Source organism: Arthrobacter sp. UM1 (genome assembly GCF_020483305.1).
Lineage (GTDB): Bacteria > Actinomycetota > Actinomycetes > Actinomycetales > Micrococcaceae > Falsarthrobacter.
The window spans coordinates 471560-488290 of record NZ_JACWAB010000001.1 but is presented as its reverse complement, the minus strand read 5'-3'; the positions used below and the strand labels follow the sequence as shown (position 1 = coordinate 488290).

General features: G+C 70.4%; 15 protein-coding genes. 12 read left to right on the top strand and 3 right to left on the bottom strand.

Translation table 11 applies throughout. From position 1 onward, the window contains the following. Positions 1–8 precede the first annotated feature (8 nt). The 3 genes from thrS to pdxS all read left to right on the top strand — a co-directional run bounded on the left by thrS (position 9) and on the right by pdxS (position 3736). Positions 9–2084, top strand: coding sequence for a threonine--tRNA ligase (gene thrS, locus H9I38_RS02255; protein ID WP_413463502.1), 2076 nt, complete (start codon positions 9–11; stop codon positions 2082–2084). Further along, the gene (locus tag H9I38_RS02250; protein WP_226336993.1) at positions 2081–2722 is read left to right on the top strand and encodes an HIT family protein; all 642 of its coding nucleotides are present in this window, start codon (positions 2081–2083) and stop codon (positions 2720–2722) included. Before thrS ends, H9I38_RS02250 begins: the two co-directional genes overlap by 4 nt. Positions 2723–2818: 96 nt before the next feature. Then, positions 2819–3736 carry a pyridoxal 5'-phosphate synthase lyase subunit PdxS gene (gene pdxS / locus H9I38_RS02245; protein WP_226336992.1) on the top strand — a complete coding sequence of 306 codons (918 nt, stop codon included), beginning with the start codon at positions 2819–2821 and terminating at the stop codon, positions 3734–3736. A gap of 133 nt (positions 3737–3869) precedes the next feature. Here the strand turns inward: pdxS and H9I38_RS02240 are convergent, their stop codons facing one another. Beyond that, positions 3870–5924 (bottom strand): M3 family metallopeptidase, encoded by a 2055-nt coding sequence (locus H9I38_RS02240; protein ID WP_226336991.1) that lies wholly within the window; start codon positions 5922–5924, stop codon positions 3870–3872. Between the two features lie 77 nt (positions 5925–6001). Between H9I38_RS02240 and H9I38_RS02235 the strand changes: the two genes are divergently transcribed. After that, positions 6002–7300, top strand: a complete 1299-nt coding sequence (locus H9I38_RS02235) for a CapA family protein (RefSeq protein ID WP_226336990.1) — start codon at positions 6002–6004, stop codon at positions 7298–7300. Positions 7301–7320: 20 nt separating this feature from the next. Here the strand turns inward: H9I38_RS02235 and H9I38_RS02230 are convergent, their stop codons facing one another. Next, on the bottom strand, positions 7321–8070 hold the full coding sequence (locus H9I38_RS02230) for a type 1 glutamine amidotransferase (RefSeq protein ID WP_226336989.1): 750 nt from the start codon (positions 8068–8070) through the stop codon (positions 7321–7323). Next, positions 8067–9374 carry a Mur ligase family protein gene (locus H9I38_RS02225; RefSeq protein ID WP_226336988.1) on the bottom strand — a complete coding sequence of 436 codons (1308 nt, stop codon included), beginning with the start codon at positions 9372–9374 and terminating at the stop codon, positions 8067–8069. The genes H9I38_RS02230 and H9I38_RS02225 overlap by 4 nt, the downstream gene beginning before the upstream one ends. Positions 9375–9411: 37 nt before the next feature. On the opposite strand from H9I38_RS02225, the gene pdxT reads away from it, so the two are divergent. The 8 genes from pdxT to secF all read left to right on the top strand — a co-directional run bounded on the left by pdxT (position 9412) and on the right by secF (position 16710). Then, positions 9412–10077 (top strand): pyridoxal 5'-phosphate synthase glutaminase subunit PdxT, encoded by a 666-nt coding sequence (gene pdxT / locus H9I38_RS02220; protein ID WP_226336987.1) that lies wholly within the window; start codon positions 9412–9414, stop codon positions 10075–10077. A gap of 7 nt (positions 10078–10084) precedes the next feature. Continuing rightward, positions 10085–10840: a YebC/PmpR family DNA-binding transcriptional regulator gene (locus H9I38_RS02215; RefSeq protein ID WP_226336986.1), complete on the top strand. Its 756-nt coding sequence runs from the start codon at positions 10085–10087 to the stop codon at positions 10838–10840. A gap of 11 nt (positions 10841–10851) precedes the next feature. Then, positions 10852–11529, top strand: coding sequence for a crossover junction endodeoxyribonuclease RuvC (gene ruvC, locus H9I38_RS02210; protein ID WP_226336985.1), 678 nt, complete (start codon positions 10852–10854; stop codon positions 11527–11529). A gap of 84 nt (positions 11530–11613) precedes the next feature. Beyond that, on the top strand, positions 11614–12228 hold the full coding sequence (ruvA, locus tag H9I38_RS02205) for a Holliday junction branch migration protein RuvA (RefSeq protein WP_226336984.1): 615 nt from the start codon (positions 11614–11616) through the stop codon (positions 12226–12228). Continuing rightward, positions 12225–13238 (top strand): Holliday junction branch migration DNA helicase RuvB, encoded by a 1014-nt coding sequence (ruvB, locus tag H9I38_RS02200; RefSeq protein ID WP_226336983.1) that lies wholly within the window; start codon positions 12225–12227, stop codon positions 13236–13238. Before ruvA ends, ruvB begins: the two co-directional genes overlap by 4 nt. A gap of 168 nt (positions 13239–13406) precedes the next feature. Then, entirely contained in the window at positions 13407–13901 is a 495-nt protein-coding gene (locus H9I38_RS02195) for a preprotein translocase subunit YajC (RefSeq protein ID WP_226336982.1), read from the top strand. A gap of 161 nt (positions 13902–14062) precedes the next feature. Continuing rightward, positions 14063–15697, top strand: a complete 1635-nt coding sequence (gene secD, locus H9I38_RS02190) for a protein translocase subunit SecD (protein WP_226337342.1) — start codon at positions 14063–14065, stop codon at positions 15695–15697. Further along, on the top strand, positions 15694–16710 hold the full coding sequence (gene secF / locus H9I38_RS02185; protein WP_226336981.1) for a protein translocase subunit SecF: 1017 nt from the start codon (positions 15694–15696) through the stop codon (positions 16708–16710). Before secD ends, secF begins: the two co-directional genes overlap by 4 nt. Positions 16711–16731 lie beyond the last annotated feature (21 nt).

The window sequence follows — 16731 nt, the reverse complement described above, 5'->3', positions numbered from 1 at the left end:
GTCGACGTATGCCCCGTGCTGATGAAGGTCCACCACGAGAGCGCAAGGAGAGAGCTGTGGCAGCTGAAGAGATTGAGGTACTGGTCGAGGGACAGAGCGCCACGGTGACCCAGGGGACCACGGCGGCGGAGCTGTTCGCGGACCGCAAGGAGGTCGTGGTCGCGCGCGTCAACGGCGAGCTCAAGGACCTCTCCGCCGTGCTCTCCGCAGGGGACGAGGTCGAGCCCGTCTCCGTCGACTCGCCGGACGGCCTCAACGTCCTGCGCCACTCCGCCGCCCACGTCATGGCGCAGGCGGTGCAGCAGCTTCGCCCGGACGCCAAGCTCGGCATCGGGCCGTACATCAAGGACGGCTTCTACTTCGACTTCGACGTCGAGGAGCCCTTCACCCCCGAGGACCTCAAGGCCCTCGAGAAGATGATGCTCAAGATCGTCAACCAGAGCCAGCGGTTCGAGCGCCAGGTCGTCGAGCCCTCCGAGGCCCGGGAGGCCATGGCGGAGGAGCCGTACAAGCTCGAGCTCATCGATCTCGCCGGAGGCCCGGGGTCCGGCGCCGACGCGGCCGAGGGCGCCAGCGTCGAGGTCGGCGCAGGGGAGATGACGCTCTACAACAACGTGGACCGCAAGAGCGGCGAGGTCGTGTGGCGGGACCTCTGCCGCGGACCGCACCTGCCCAACACCAAGCTCATCTCCAACGCCTTCGCTCTGACCCGCACGGCGGCGGCCTACTGGAGGGGCAACGAGGCGAACAAGCAGCTCCAGCGCATCTACGGAACGGCGTGGCCCACCAAGGAGGACCTCAAGGCGTACCAGGAGCGCCTCGCCGAGGCCGAGCGCCGCGACCACCGCAAGCTCGGCGCCGAGCTCGACCTGTTCTCCTTCCCGGACGAGCTGGGCTCGGGCCTGCCCGTCTTCCACCCCAAGGGCGGCATCATCAAGCGCGTCATGGAGGACTACGTCCGCGAGCGCCACATCCAGGAGGGCTTCCAGTACGTCGGGACCCCGCACATCTCGAAGGACGGACTGTTCCACACCTCCGGACACCTGCCGTACTACGCGGACACCATGTTCCCGCCGCTCAAGGTGGACGAGGAGTATGACGAGGAGGGCAACGTCACCAAGCCGGGGCAGGAGTACCGCCTCAAGGCGATGAACTGCCCCATGCACAACCTCATCTTCAGGGGGCGCGGGCGCTCCTACCGAGAGCTTCCGATGCGCCTCTTCGAGTTCGGCCATGTCTACCGGTACGAGAAGTCCGGCGTGGTGCACGGCCTGACCCGCGTTCGCGGCTTCGCCCAGGACGACTCCCACTCGTACGTGACCAAGGAGCAGGCGCCGGCCGAGGTCAAGCACCTCCTGGACTTCATCCTGGGGCTGCTCAAGGACTTCGGCATGGACGACTTCTTCCTGGAGCTCTCCACGCGGGATCCCGAGTCGGACAAGTTCATCGGCACGGACGAGCAGTGGGAGGAGGCCACCGCGGTGCTCGAGCAGTGCGCCCAGGAGACGGACCTCGAGCTCGTGCCGGATCCGGGCGGAGCGGCCTACTACGGTCCGAAGATCTCCGTCCAGGCGCGGGACGCGATCGGCCGCACCTGGCAGATGTCCACCGTCCAGTACGACTTCAACCAGCCGGCCCGCTTCGGGCTCGAGTACCAGGCGGCGGACGGAAGCCGACAGGAGCCGGTCATGATCCACGCCGCCAAGTTCGGCTCGATCGAGCGCTTCCTCGGCGTCCTCACGGAGCATTACGCGGGTGCCTTCCCGGCCTGGCTCGCGCCGGAGCAGGTGCGGCTCGTCCCGGTCGCCGAGGCGTTCAACGAGTACGTGCGGGACGTCGCGGACCGCCTCCGGGCCCGGGGAGTCCGCGTGAGCGTGGACGAGTCCACGGACCGCTTCCCCAAGAAGATCCGCAATGCCAGCAAGGACAAGGTCCCGTTCACGCTCATCGCCGGCGGCGAGGACGCGGAGGCCGGCGCGGTCTCCTTCCGCTTCCGTGACGGGAGCACGGACAACGGGATCCCGGTTGACGAGGCCGTGGAGCGGATCGTCGGCGTCATCGAGCGAAGGGAGAACAACGCATGAGCACCGAGCGTGCGGCGGCGGACGAGCCCGCCTCGCAGGAGCACCGGCAGCGCGCGGAGACCCCGGAGGCGTCCTTCCCGGAGGTGCCGCGAGACCAGCTCGATGAGGACAACACCCTCGCGGGCGTGCCGGACGCCTTCCAGCGGCTCTGGACGCCTCATCGCATGGCCTACGTCAAGGGCGGCCAGAAGCAGTTCGAGTCCAAGGGGTGCCCGTTCTGCGAGGCCCCGGGGAAGGAGGACGAGGACAGCCTCATCGTGGCCCGGGGGAAGACCTGCTTCGTCATCCTCAACCTGTTCCCGTACAACCCGGGACACCTGCTCGTGTGCCCTTACCGGCACATCCCGATGTACACGGATCTGACGGAGGAGGAGCTCGCGGAGTTCTCGGAGCTCACCCGCCAGGGCATGGCCGCGCTGAAGAACGCCTCCGGATGCCACGGGTTCAACATCGGCATGAACCAGGGCGAGGTCGGGGGCGCCGGCGTCGCGGCCCACCTGCACCAGCACATCGTCCCGCGCTGGGGAGGGGACTCGAACTTCCTCCCGATCATCGCGCAGACCAAGGCCCTCCCGCAGCTCCTCGGAGACGTGCGGGAGAAGGTCGCCGAGGTCTGGGGAGAGCCGGCCGAGCTCTGACCCGTCTTCCCGCCCGCCTCGGGAGCCTGCTCGCCGAGCGCATCCCGACCGGCACACTGAACAAGCCACCCCACGTCAAGAGAAGAGAACGAGCACATGAGCACTGACCAGCGCAAGAACTCCCCGTCTTCGCCCCAGCTCGGCACGGACCGCGTCAAGCGCGGCATGGCCGAGATGCTGAAGGGCGGCGTCATCATGGACGTCGTCACCGTGGAGCAGGCCAAGATCGCCGAGGACGCCGGCGCGGTGGCCGTCATGGCCCTTGAACGGGTTCCCGCGGACATCCGCGCCCAGGGCGGCGTCTCGCGGATGAGCGATCCGGACATGATCGACTCGATCATCGAGGCCGTCTCCATCCCCGTCATGGCCAAGGCGCGGATCGGCCACTTCGTCGAGGCCCAGGTCCTCCAGTCCCTCGGCGTGGACTACATCGACGAGTCCGAGGTGCTCTCGCCGGCGGACTACGCGAACCACATCGACAAGCAGGCGTTCGAGGTGCCGTTCGTCTGCGGCGCCACGAACCTCGGAGAGGCTCTGCGCCGCATCAACGAGGGCGCGGCGATGATCCGCTCCAAGGGCGAGGCCGGCACGGGCGACGTCTCCAACGCCACCACCCACATGCGCAAGATCCGCGCTGAGATCAACCGCCTCTCCTCGATGGCCGAGGACGAGCTCTACGTCGCCGCCAAGGAGCTCCAGGCGCCGTACGACCTCGTCCGCGAGGTGGCGCAGACGGGCAAGCTGCCCGTCGTGCTCTTCACGGCCGGCGGCATCGCCACTCCGGCGGACGCCGCGATGATGATGCAGCTCGGCGCGGACGGCGTCTTCGTGGGCTCGGGCATCTTCAAGTCCGGCAACCCCGAGCAGCGCGCCAAGGCCGTGGTCAAGGCCACCACGATGTTCGACGACCCTGCGGCCATCGCCGAGGCGTCCCGCGGCCTCGGGGAGGCCATGGTGGGCATCAACGTGGACGAGATCCCACAGCCCCACCGCCTCGCCGAGCGCGGCTGGTAGGAGAGGCGGCGCACCAGCCCGCTCAGCGGGAGAGGCTGCGCCCACGGCACGGCGGCCGTCACCGGGGAAGGCCCGGGACGGCCGCCGTCGTCGTCTCCCCGCGGGGGCGGGGGAGAGGTCCCCGCCCCGGGCCTCAGCCCTCGAGCCCGCGGCGGCGCAGAAGCGGCTCGATCCTCGGGTCCCTGCCCAGGAAGTCGCGGAAGGACTGGGCGGGATCCTGTCGGTTGCCGGTCTCCAGGAGCAGGCGGCGGAAGCGCTCGCCGTTCTCCCGGGAAAGGCCGCCGTGTTCCTCGAACCAGGCCACCGTCTCGGCGTCCATCATCTCCGAGTAGATGTAGGAGTAGTAGCCCGCCGCATAGCCGCCGGCGAAGATGTGCTTGAAGTTGCCGGTGCGGTAGCGGGGGCTGACGGGCAGGCGGTCGAAGCCGTAGCGGGCCAGGACCTCCTCCTCGAAGCGCAGCGCGGCCTCGGCGCCCTCGATCTGCGGATCCGCCGCCGTCCGGGTGTGCCAGGCCATGTCCAGCAGGGCGGCGCCCAGGTACTCGCTCGTGCGGAAGCCCTCGCCCCACTGCGCCGAGGCCCGCACCGCCTCGACGGCGTCCGGGGCGAGCGGCTCTCCCGTCTCCACGTGGACGGCGTAGTGCTCGACGACGCCCGGCTCGAACATCCACATCTCGTTGACCTGCGAGGGGTACTCCACGAAGTCGCGCGGCACGGCGGTCCCGGCCGCGGACGGGTACGCCGTCCGGGTGAGCAGAGAGTGCAGGGCGTGGCCGAACTCGTGGAAGAGCGTCCGCACGTTGTCGAGGGACAGGAGCACGGGCTCGCCCGCGGCCGCCGGCTGCAGGTTCAGCGTGTTGAGCACCACCGGGCGCTCGCCGGTCATGCCGTTGGCGCCGACGAGGTCGTGCATCCAGGCCCCGCCCTGCTTCGTGGGGCGGGCGAAGAAGTCGCCGAGGAACATGCCGAGCGGCGAGCCGTCCTCGTCCCGGACGGACCAGACGCGGACGGACTCCTCGTAGACGGGAAGCCCCTTCTCCTCCGTGAAGGTGATCCCGTAGAGCCCGCGAGCCGCCCGGAAGACGCCCTCCTCGAGGACCCGGTCCAGCTCGAAGTACGGTCGCAGCGCCTCCTCGTCCACGCTGTACCGCTCCCTCGCCACGAGGGCGAGCAGGAACGGCACGTCCGAGGGGCGGATGCCCTCCCGGTCCACGCCGGCCGTCTCGGCCATGACGTCGAGCTCCCGCTCGAAGCTGGCGAGCGCCTTCGGCACGAGGCGCTCCAGCATGCCGAGAGCCGTCTCGACCGAACCGGCCACGGACTGCCGCAGCGTCAGCTCGGCGTGGCTCGAGGCGCCGAAGAGCGCGGCGCGCCGGCTCCGCAGCGCCGCCATGCGGGCCGCGAGCGCGAGGTTCTCCGGCGTGTCCGCTGCGCCGGCGTCCCGCACCGGCCCGCGGCCCCGGTTGACCGAGTTGAGGTAGTACGCGGCTCGCGCGTCCGGATCCGTCATGGACGAGATCGCCGCGGGCGCACAGAACAGGTCCTGCGGCAGCCTCCAGGCGCCCTCCAGCCCGGCCGACTCCGCGTTGGCACGGGCCCGCTCCACGGCCGTCGCCGAGAGCCCGGCGAGATCCTCAACCCGCCGCGTGACGAAGGCGGCGTCCTCGGCGGCCTTGAGGACGGTGCCCGCGTACTCGGCCTCGCAGCGGGCCAGCTCCTGCTCGATCCTGCCGAGCTCCTCGCGGTGCTCCTCCGGGACGTAGGCGCCGGCCGCCTCGACGTCCTTCCTCCACTCGGAGAGGACGTGCCGCTGCTCGGCGTCGAGCCCGTCCTCGGGGACGGCGGCGAGCCGCGCGGTGAGGCCGCGGTTCCGGGCGGCGGCGGAGCGGTGCTCCGCCAGCTTCGGCGCCCACTCCTCTGCGAGCGCCTGGATCTCCGGTGTGCTCATCGACCCCTCGAACGTCCCCAGCACGGCGTACGCGCGCTCCGCGGCGGCCCGGGCCTCTTCGAGGGGGACGACGACGTTCTCGAACGTCGGCGCAGCGTCGTCCGCCGAGATCGCGGCCCAGGCTCTCCGCTCGAGCTCGGTGGCCCGACCCAGGAGGACGTCGATCGAGGAGACGGTCAGTCCGCTCAGATCGGACAGTCCGCCGGGCAAAGACGAGGGTTTCAGAAGGTCTTCTTTCATAGGTCAGACTCTAGCGCCCTCTCGGTTTTCCGGACATTGTTGTCTAGCCTGATGAACAACCAGTCTCGGAGGTTCCCATGTCCGCTCACCGGTCCAGGCCCGCTCGGGGGCCGAAACGCCTCATGCTCTGCGGGGCCGGGCTGCTCGCCCTGCTCGCGTCCGGCTGCGCGGGTCCCGGCGGGAGTCCGTCCCCGTCCGGCGCCGCGCCCTCGTCCCGGCCGTCGTCGTCATCTCCGTCAGCCGGCGGAGAGAAGGGCGGCGGGCAGGACGCTCCGGAGCGGATCGGCGCCTCCGCCGCGGGGGAGAAGGCCTGCGGGGGCGCTCCGTGCGTGTCCGTCTCGATGTCGGGCGACTTCCTGCTCCACGAGGGACTCTGGAGGCAGGCCCGGGCGGACGCCGCGGCGACGGGCCGCGGGGAGGACGGCATGGACTTCGGCCCGCTCATCGCCGCGCAGAGGCCGTTTCTCCAGCAGGCCGACCTGTCTCTCTGCCAGATGGAGACGCCGGTCGCCGAGCCGAAGGGACCCTACTCGGCGTACCCGGCCTTCAGCGTCCCGCCGCAGATCCTCGGCGCGGCCAAGGAAGCCGGATACGACGCCTGCACGGCGGCGAGCAACCACTCGATCGACCAGGGCACGGCAGGGCTCGAGCGAACCTACCGCGCCCTGGACAGGGCCGGCCTCCGGCACACCGGCACGAACCTCTCGGCCAGGGAGGCCTCCGTCCCCGCGATCATGACGGCGGCCAACGGGGCCCGCGTGGCCGTCGTCACCGGAACGTACGGCCTCAACGGACTCACTCCCGAGAAGCCCTGGCAGGTCGACATGCTCGATGCCGCGGCCATGATCGCCAAGGCGAAGGCTGCGCGGAAGGCCGGAGCCGACATCGTCATCGCCAACATGCACGCGGGGGAGGAGTACGCCTCGCAGCCCAACGCCCAGCAGGTGAAGACCGGCCGCGCCCTGGCGGACTCGGGCCAGTTCGATCTGGTCTACGGGGAGCACACGCACTCCGTCCTGCCGATCGAGAAGCACAACGGGCGCTGGATCGTCTACGGCCTCGGAAACAGCGTGACGGAGCTTTCGCCGTGGTATCCCGTCAACAACGAGGGGCTCATGGTCAACGCCGTGTTCGCCCGCGAAGGCGGACGGTGGACGGTGCGGACGCTGCGCTGGGCGCCGAGCCGAATCGTGGAGGGCCCCTACCGGTGGTGTCCAGTCGGCGCGGGGTCCGCCGTTCCGGGGTGCGCCACGGCCGCTCAGGCCTCGGAGTCGAGGCAGCGGACGGCCCGCACCGTCAACAGCATGGGCGCGGACAGGCAGGGCGCCGTCGAGTGGACCGTGCCCTCCGGGGCAGGGCAGCAGGGAGGCCGCTGAGGAGCTGCGGCGCTCGGGCCTCAGCGGGGCCGAGACTCCGCGCTGCGGCGTGCCCGCTCCTCGGCCGAGTCGTCGAGGTCTGCCCCGGCGAACTCTCCGTAGCGCCGTTCGGCGGCCGTGCGGAGGAGGAAGTCCGCGACAGCCGGGTTCTTGGGCAGCAGCGAGCCGTGCAGGTAAGTGCCGACGACGTTGTGCGCGCGGGCGCCCTCCGTCCCGTCCTCGCCGTTGTTCCCGGCGCCCACCCGCACGGTGCCGAGGGGCCGGGCCCCCGGACCGAGCTCAGTCTGGCCCGAGTGGTTCTCATAGCCGAGGATCGTCCCGAACTCCTCCGAGTCCGTGACGATGTTGCCGATGAGGCGTGTCTCCGTGCCCCGGGTGCGCACGTCGAGGATGCCGAGCCCGGTGAGGACCCGGCCCGAGACGATGGTGAAGTCGTGGCCGAAGAGCTGGTACATGCCGCAGATGACGAGCATCGGCACGCCGTCCTCCGCCCTCCGGACCAGCTCCGGTCCGATCCGGGCGAAGTCCTCGATGATGGCCTCCTGCCCGGAGTCCTGCCCTCCGCCGCCGACGACGATGTCCGCCTCCGGAAGCTCCCCGCCCCCGTTGTACTCGAGGATGACGGGCCGGTACCCGCGCCAGGCGGCGCGGCGGGCCAGGGTGAGCGTGTTGCCCCAGTCCCCGTAGATGTTCATCGCCGTGGGGTACAGCTGGAGAATGCGCAGCTCTCCGTGCTCGGGCTGGGCGACGGCGAACTCGGGCTGGGTCACGAGTAGTCCTCCACGGTCGTGTAGCGGGAGAGGGCCTTGCGCAGGGCGAGCATGGCCGTGTACGTGCAGAAGATGCGCTTGGGGCGGTCCGGGTGCTCCGCGAGGAAGCGCTCGAGCGAGTTCTCGAGATCCTCCTCGACGGCGCCCACGGCGACGTCGTCGTACTTGAGCCGCAGGGCCATGTCCGCCGCCCGCACGCCGGAGACGCGGTCCACGCCGCCGTCGCGGAGGATGTCGAAGTCCACGTCCCAGAGCCAGGACATGTCCCGGCCGTCCGCGTAGTTGTCGTTGATCGCGATCATCGTGGCGAAGTCCCCGCGCTCGAAGGACTGCAGGCCCAGGCGGAAGCCGGAGGGGTTCTTGACGAGCACGAGTTCCAGCGGCTGTTCCCGGACCACGAGCGACTCGCCGCGGCCGAAGGCGGGCGTGACCGCCTCGAGAGCCGAGACGAGGGCCGGCTCGTCGAGCTCCGCGCCCACGACCCGGCGCACGAGCGCGATCGCGGCGGCCGCGTTGAAGACGTTGTAGACCCCCTTGAGGGCCAGGCTGGCGTGAACGGTGCGGCCGTCCATCACGAAGTCTGCCTCGTGCCCCTCGACGCGTGTGAGCAGGACGTCCGCCGCGAGCGCGTCGGCAGGGTGCTCGGCGCGTCCCTCCGCCTCGACGACGGCGTCTCCGGAGGCCCGCATCTCGTCGTCCGAGGGGAACAGGCGGCGCAGCTCGGGCGCGAGGCCGAAGTACACGGTCTCCGCCCCGGACTTCAGCGCACCGCGCTCCGCGATCCGGGCCACGCGCGGGTCCTCGCGGTTGAGGACCACGGCCTCGGAGGTGCGGGAGGCGATCGTGTCGAGGAAGCCCGCGGTCGTGTCGATCTCCCCGAAGCGGTCCAGCTGGTCGCGGAGGACGTTGAGCAGAAGGGAGTAGGTCGGCTGAACCTGGCGGACGAAGTGCACCGCATGGGCCTCGTCCAGCTCGAGCACCGCGATGTCCGCGTCGAGGCGGCCCGTCAGGCGCGCCTCCGTCACGAGGGAGGCGACGACGCCTCGCGTGAAGTTGGACCCGGAGCGGTTGGTGAAGACCCGCAGCCCCTGAGAGCGGAGCAGCTCGACCACCATCTTGGTGGTGGTGGTCTTCCCGTTGGTGCCGGAGACCACGATGACCCCGCGCGGCAGCCGGGCGAGCATCGCGGCCATGAATCCGGGGTCCATCCGCTCCACGACGAGACCCGGGAAAGCCGATCCGGAGCCCCGAAGTCGAGCGGCGACACGTACGGCTTTTCCGACCAGGATGCTGACGGGGATCATATCTTTGGATCTTAGTTCATCCGCCTGAGGAGGCCCCGTGACCGTGTCCCAGACCCCGCGCGTCGGCGTGCTCGCCGTGCAGGGCGACTTCCGCGAGCACATCGCCTCCGCGCGGGCCGCGGGCGCCGACCCGCGGCCCGTCCGCCGACCCCAGGACCTCGAGGGGATATCCGGCCTCATCCTCCCGGGAGGGGAGTCGACGACGATCGCGAAGCTCGCCCGCGTCTTCGGCCTGCTCGAGCCCATCCGGGAGCTCATCGCGGACGGGCTCCCCGTCTACGGGTCCTGCGCCGGGCTCATCATGCTCGCGGACCGGATCGAGGACCCGGCCCTGGACGCGCGCGGGCGGCCTCAGGAGTCCTTCGGCGGCCTCGACATGACGGTCAAGAGGAATGCGTTCGGGCGCCAGCGCGAGAGCTTCGAGGCGGATCTCGCGTTCCGGGGGCTCGAGCCGGACCCGGTGCACGCGGTCTTCATCCGCGCGCCGCTCGTCCTCGAGGCGGGGCCGGGCGTCGAGGTCCTGGCGCGCGTCCCCGCGCCCCAGCTGGAGCGCCATGCGGACGCCGAGGCGCTGGATTTGGCCTCCGACGGTAGAATCGTCGCAGTGCGTTCGGAGAATCTGCTGGCCACGAGCTTCCATCCCGAGGTGACGGACGAGCGGCGGATCCACGAACTGTTCATGACCATCGTCGCGAGGAGATAAGCAGAGCATGTCCGGACACTCCAAATGGGCCACCACCAAGCACAAGAAGGCGGCCATCGACGCCAAGCGTGCCAAGGCCTTCGCGAAGCTCATCAAGAACATCGAGGTCGCGGCCCGCGCGGGCGGCGCCGACCTCTCCGGCAACCCGGCGCTCGAGCTCGCTGTCCAGAAGGCCAAGAAGACCTCGGTTCCGAACGACAACATCGACCGCGCCATCAAGCGCGGCGCGGGCCTCACCGGCGAGGTCGTGGACTACTCCGAGATCATCTACGAGGCGCGCGGCCCGCAGGGCTCCGCCCTCCTCGTCGAGTGCCTCACGGACAACAAGAACCGCGCCGCCTCCGAGGTCCGCGTGGCCATCACCCGCAACGGCGGCACCGTCGCGGACCCGGGTTCCGTGGCCTACATGTTCTCCCGCAAGGGCCTCGTCAGCCTCCCCAAGAAGGAGCTGACGGAGGACGACGTCCTCATGGCGGTCCTCGACGCGGGCGCCGAGGAGGTCAAGGAGTCCGGTGACAGCTTCGAGGTCCTCTCGGATCCGAGCGACCTCCGCGCCGTCGTCGCCGGCCTCGAGGAGGCGGGCATCGAGTACGAGACGGACGAGGTCGAGTTCGTCCCCTCGATGCAGGTCGAGCTGGATGCGGACGCCGCGCGAAAGTTCCTGCGCCTTGCGGACGCCATCGAAGAGCTCGACGACGTCCAGAACGTCTACTCGAACGCCGACATCTCCGCCGAGGTCATGGCGGAGCTCGAGAACGACTGACGTCCGTCTCGATGACTGCGCAGAGCGCGGGCCGCGCCCAGGGGTCTCCCGGGACGCGGCCCGTTCGCATTCTCGGTGTGGACCCCGGTCTGACCCGCTGCGGCATCGGGGTCGTGGACGTCTCCGCGAACCGCCGGGCGAAGCTGGTGGACGTCGGCGTGGTGGGCACGGACGCCTCCGTCCCGCTCGACGCGCGGCTCTTGGAGATCGCCGATGCGGTCGAGGAGTGGATGGACCGGCACCGGCCGGACGTCTTCGCCCTCGAGCGCGTGTTCAGCCACAACAACGTGAGCACCGTGATGGGGACGGCGCAGGCGTCCGGGGCGGTCATCGTCGCCGCGGCTCGCCGTCGCATTCCCGTGGCCCTCTACACCCCGACGGAGGTCAAGGCCGCCGTCACCGGCAGCGGCCAGGCGGGCAAGGACGCAGTGGCGGCGATGGTCGTCCGGATCCTGGGCCTCGAGGCGGCCCCGAAGCCCGCCGACGCCGCGGACGCCCTCGCCCTCGCCATCGCCGCCGGCTGGCGCAGCTCGGTCGCGGCGGCCGAGGGCGCGCAGACGGTCGGAGCCGCGCGCGCCACCGTGGCGCCGGCCTCTCAGTCCGGGATGACCCCGGCCCAGCGGGCGTGGGCGGAGGCGGAGAGCCGGGGCCGCCGCGGGGGAGCGCGGAGCTTCGGTCGCCGCAGCTGACGCGGTTTCTTCGAAAGTATGTTCTAATCGGATTCGGGCGCTGAACCCCGCGCCGCCGTCGAGCCAGTGAGCGTGATTCCTTCCGTGATTGCCATTCTCCGGGGCGAGGTCGCCTCCGTGACCCTGCAGACCGCCGTGGTCCTCGTCGGCGGGATCGGATTCGAGGTCTATGCGCCCGCGCCGGCCCTCGCGGGCCTGCGCGTCGGCTCTGAGACCGTCCTCCACACCTCCATGGTGGTGCGGGAGGACTCGATGACGCTCTACGGCTTCGCGGACAAGGACTCCAAGGAGGCCTTCGAGATCATCACCTCGGTCACGGGGGTCGGACCCAAGCTCGGCCTGGCCGTCCTCTCCGTGCATGACGCGGACGCCCTGCGCACCGCGGTGGCCAACGAGGACAAGGCGGCCCTGCAATCGGTCCCGGGTATCGGCCCGAAGTCCGCGGCCCGCATGCTCCTCGAGCTCAAGGACAAGATGCCCGCGGTGCCCGGCACGGCTCCGCTGCCCGGGGGATCGGGAGCGCCCGAGGCGGGGGTCCGTCCTCAGGTGCTCGCGGCGCTCGAGTCTCTCGGCTGGAGCGAGAAGGACGCGGGCAAGGCGTGGGACCGCCTCGCGGCGGATGATCCGGACGCGGTGGCCTCGGCCAACGTGTCCGAGGTGCTCAAGGCAGTGCTCGCCAGCATCCAGAGGTCGCGATGACCGAGCGCGATCTCATGCAGCCGTCCGCGGACCCGGAGGAGCGCGCGCTCGAGGGAGCGCTGCGTCCCAAGAGCCTGGACGACTTCGTCGGTCAGGAGCGGGTGCGCGAGCAGCTGGGCCTCGTCCTCAAGGCGGCGCAGCTTCGGGAGCGCACCGCGGACCACGTGCTCCTCTCGGGGCCGCCCGGGCTCGGCAAGACCACGCTCGCCATGATCGTGGCCCAGGAGATGGGGGCCCCGCTGCGCATCACGAGCGGGCCGGCCATCCAGCATGCGGGAGACCTCGCCGCCATCCTGTCCTCGCTCGTTCCCGGGGAGGTGCTCTTCCTGGACGAGATCCACCGGATGTCCCGTCCGGCCGAGGAGATGCTGTACATGGCGATGGAGGACTTCCGCGTGGACGTCATCGTCGGCAAGGGCGCCGGCGCCACGTCCATCCCGCTGGAGCTGCCCCAGTTCACCCTCGTCGGCGCCACGACCCGCGCCGGGCTGCTGCCCGGTCCGCTGCGAGACCGCTTCGGATTCACGGGACACCTCGAGTTCTACGCCGACCACGAGCTCGAGCTCGTGCTGCGCCGCTCCGCCATGCTCATCGACCTGCAGGTGACGAGCGCCGGCTTCGCGGAGATCGCCCGCCGCTCCCGCGGCACTCCCCGCATCGCCAACCGCCTCCTGCGCCGCGTGCGGGACTGGGCCCTGGTGCACGGCGTGGTCACGATCGAGGAGGAGCACGCCTCGACGGCCCTGACCATGTACGAGGTGGACGAGCGCGGACTGGACCGTCTGGACCGCAACGTGCTGCTGTCCCTCATCGACAAGTTCGGCGGCGGTCCCGTGGGCCTCTCCACGCTGGCCATCGCTGTGGGCGAGGAGATCGAGACCGTGGAGACCGTCGCGGAGCCCTACCTCGTCCGCGAAGGCCTCCTCGGCCGCACCCCGCGCGGCCGCGTCGCCACGCCCGCCGCCTACGCGCACCTCGGGCGGACTTCGCCCGGCGAGGACGCCGGCTGAGGCCCTGCAGAGCATGAGGAGCTGCAGTCGGGGCGGACGATCCTGCGGACGCTCTGCCGCATTCATGACACGTTCGGGTTCAATCGGTATAGTCCAAGGCTGAATGCCCGCGCGGCGCCCGCACTCTGCGTGTGCGCTGTCCCGTGCCCTCGAGAGAAACGGACCACCGTGACCACTGTGACCCATCTGCCCGTGGCCGCCGAGGCCGGAGTGAACCCCACGACGTTCCTTCTGCCGGCGCTCATGCTCGTCTTCATGCTGTTCCTCGTCTTCCGGGGAAGGAAGGCCCAGCAGCAGGCGGCGGAGCGGCGCAGCCGGATGAGCGCGGGGGACCGTGTGATGTCCTCGTCAGGGCTCTTCGGAACGGTCGTCTCCAAGGACGAGGCAGCCCAGACCGCTCTCGTGGAGATCGCCCCCGGAACGCGCGTCACCATGCACCTCGGCGCCCTCAACCCGGCGCCCCAGGCACCCGACGCCGGGGTCGCCGCAGCTGACAGCCGCCCCGCCGGGAAGGAGAACCTCCTCGACGGAGCCCAGACGGCAGAACCGGGCCGCTCTGCTCACGAGGACCGTCTCGGCCGCGACGGCCGCGGAGTCCAGGACGACACGTTCGGGACGGCGTCGTCCGAGGGTCGCGAGGACGGGCTCGAGGGTCGGCGTTGAGCCAGCACCGCACCGCACCCACCGGCCGCTCCCTCCGCGGGGAGAAGCGGGCCTCGTCGCGTCCGGCGGCTCGTCGGGGAGCGCCGCGCCGTCATCGCGGCGGTCGCCCCTGGGCCGCTCTGACCACGCTCATCGTGCTGCTGCTGGCCTCGCTCGGCGCGATGGCCCTGATCTCCAGCAAGGGGACCCCTGCGTTCTCCCCGAAGCTCGCGCTCGACCTCGAGGGCGGCACCCAGATGATCCTGGCCCCGAAGACGGCCGGCAACAAGCCGGTCAACGAGGACCAGCTCAACCAGGCCGTGGACATCATCCGCCAGCGCGTCGACGGCGCGGGCGTGTCCGAGGCGGAGATCACCACGCAGAACGGCCGCAACGTCGTCGTGAGCCTTCCCGACACGCCGAGCGCCAAGACCCGCCAGCTCATCCAGGCGTCCGCGGACATGGAGTTCCGCCCCGTGCTCGAGACCGGCGCGCCGGCCAAGGCCTCCAAGCCGACCCCGGACGCGAAGATCAAGGAGCCGAAGGGCAAGCCCGCGAACGCCTCGGACCCGAACTGGATCACGAAGGACGTCCGCAAGGCGTACGAGGCCAAGGACTGCACCAAGCCGCCGGCGCCGGGGGAGAAGCAGGAGCAGTCTGATCCCTCGAAGCCGACCGTCGCCTGCGAGTACTCGGGCGGCCGGCCGGCCAAGTACATCCTCGGCCCGGTCGAGGTGCCCGGAACGGACATCGCCACGGCGAACGCCGCGCAGGTCCAGGGCCAGGGCGGCGTGAGCACGGGACAGTGGGCCGTGAACCTCGAGTTCAACTCCAAGGGCACGGAGACCTTCAAGAAGGTCACGGAGCGCCTGACGAAGCTCAACCCGAGCCCGCGCGGCCAGTTCGCCATCATGCTGGACGGCAAGGTCATCTCCGCGCCGATGTCCCAGGCGGTCATCTCGGACGGCAAGCCCCAGATCACGGGAAGCTTCAACGAGGAGAGCGCCAAGGCCCTCGCCGAGCAGCTGCGCTACGGCGCGCTGCCGATCAGCTTCAACATCGAGTCGGAGCAGCAGATCTCGGCGACCCTCGGCCAGGAGCAGCTGAAGATGGGCCTCATCGCAGGCCTCATCGGACTCGCGCTCGTGGCGGTCTACTCGTTCTTCCAGTACCGCCTGCTGGCCCTGGTCACCATCGGCTCGCTTCTCGTGGCGGGAGTCGTGACGTATGTGGCGATCGCCCTGCTCGGCGTCACCGCCAACTACCGCCTCTCCCTGGCCGGCGTCGCGGGCATCATCGTGGCCATCGGCCTCACGGCGGACTCGTTCATCGTCTACTTCGAGCGCATCCGAGACGAGCTGCGGGACGGCAGAACCCTGGGCTCGGCCGTGGAGATCGGCTGGTCTCGCGCCAAGCGGACCATTCTCGCCTCGAAGGCGGTCAACCTGCTCGCCGCGGTGGTGCTCTTCATCGCGGCCGTCGGCAACGTCCGCGGATTCGCCTTCACGCTCGGTCTGACCGCCATCGCCGACCTCATCGTGGTGTTCCTCTTCACGCATCCGATGCTGGAGCTCCTCTCCCGCACGCGGTTCTTCCGCGAGGGCCACCCGCTCTCAGGGCTGGACCCGCGGACCCTCGGCGCCGTTCCCCTCTACCGGGGCGCCGGCCGCCTCCGGGAGCCCGGAGAGGGCCCGGACCGCCGTTCGCGCAGGTCCCGGCGCACCGAGTCCCGGGACGAGGGGCCGATGACCATCGCGGAGCGCCGGGCCGCCGAGCGCAGCCGCAGCAACCGCCCTGACCAGGAGGGAGACGCGTGAAAAAGCTCGCTGACTGGGGCAACGCCCTCTACTCCGGGGAGAAGTCGTACGACTTCGTCGGCCGGAAGCGCCTGTGGTTCGGCATCACCGCCGTGATCGTGCTCCTCTCCGTGCTCATCCCCGTCTTCCGGGGCGGGTTCAACATGGGCATCGACTTCCGCGGCGGATCCGAGTTCACCGTCTCGCAGGCCTCCCACACGGACGTGAAGCCGGGCGAGGAGGCCGTCGGCGCCGTCGTCCCGGGCTCCCAGCCCGAGGTGGCCAAGGTGGCTCCGGGCACCGTCCGCGTGCAGACGGAGAAGCTCTCCGACACGCAGACGCTCGACGTCAAGAAGGGCCTCATGAAGGCCTACGGCGTCTCGGACGACAAGGTGACGAGCAACTTCGTGGGACCCACGTGGGGCCAGGACGTCTCCAAGCGGGCGCTCATGGGCTTCATCCTCTTCGTGGTGCTCGTGGCGCTGCTCATGGCGGTCTACTTCCGCACGTGGAAGATGTCGCTGGCGGCGATCGCCGGGCTCTTCGTGGTGCTCATCGTCACGGGCGGCGTGTACGCGGCCACGGGCTTCGAGGTGACGCCGAGCGCCGTCATCGGCTTCCTCACGATCCTCAGCTACTCGCTCTACGACACGGTCGTGGTCTTCGACAAGATCCGCGAGAACACCAAGGCCGGGAAGGGGCGGCGCAGATTCGCCGACTCGGTCAACCTCGCCATCAACCAGACGCTGGTCCGCTCGATCAACACCTCCGTCGTCGCCGTGCTCCCCGTGGGCGCCATCCTCTTCATCGGCGCCTTCCTGCTCGGCGCGGGCACGCTCAAGGACCTCTCGCTCTCGCTCTTCGTGGGCATCATCGTGGCAACGCTCGCCACGATCTTCGTTCAGGCGCCGCTCTACGCGGCGCTCCGCGAGAAGGAGAAGGGGATCGACGACGGCGTGCCCGAGGACTCCGTCGGGGCGCATCCGCTCTCGATGGCCGACGACGACGCGGCAGCGGCGGCACCGGCCCGCTGACCCGGCCCGGACCCGGGCCGC

What these genes read in the sequence shown, in the direction of transcription:
- thrS (WP_413463502.1), top strand. Translation starts at nt 9, where the DNA reads ATGCCCCGTGCTGATGAAGGTCCACCACGAGAGCGCAAGGAGAGAGCT.
- H9I38_RS02250 (WP_226336993.1), top strand. Translation starts at nt 2,081, where the DNA reads ATGAGCACCGAGCGTGCGGCGGCGGACGAGCCCGCCTCGCAGGAGCAC.
- pdxS (WP_226336992.1), top strand. Translation starts at nt 2,819, where the DNA reads ATGAGCACTGACCAGCGCAAGAACTCCCCGTCTTCGCCCCAGCTCGGC.
- H9I38_RS02240 (WP_226336991.1), bottom strand. Translation starts at nt 5,924, where the DNA reads ATGAAAGAAGACCTTCTGAAACCCTCGTCTTTGCCCGGCGGACTGTCC.
- H9I38_RS02235 (WP_226336990.1), top strand. Translation starts at nt 6,002, where the DNA reads ATGTCCGCTCACCGGTCCAGGCCCGCTCGGGGGCCGAAACGCCTCATG.
- H9I38_RS02225 (WP_226336988.1), bottom strand. Translation starts at nt 9,374, where the DNA reads ATGATCCCCGTCAGCATCCTGGTCGGAAAAGCCGTACGTGTCGCCGCT.
- H9I38_RS02215 (WP_226336986.1), top strand. Translation starts at nt 10,085, where the DNA reads ATGTCCGGACACTCCAAATGGGCCACCACCAAGCACAAGAAGGCGGCC.
- ruvC (WP_226336985.1), top strand. Translation starts at nt 10,852, where the DNA reads ATGACTGCGCAGAGCGCGGGCCGCGCCCAGGGGTCTCCCGGGACGCGG.
- ruvB (WP_226336983.1), top strand. Translation starts at nt 12,225, where the DNA reads ATGACCGAGCGCGATCTCATGCAGCCGTCCGCGGACCCGGAGGAGCGC.
- secD (WP_226337342.1), top strand. Translation starts at nt 14,063, where the DNA reads ATGGCCCTGATCTCCAGCAAGGGGACCCCTGCGTTCTCCCCGAAGCTC.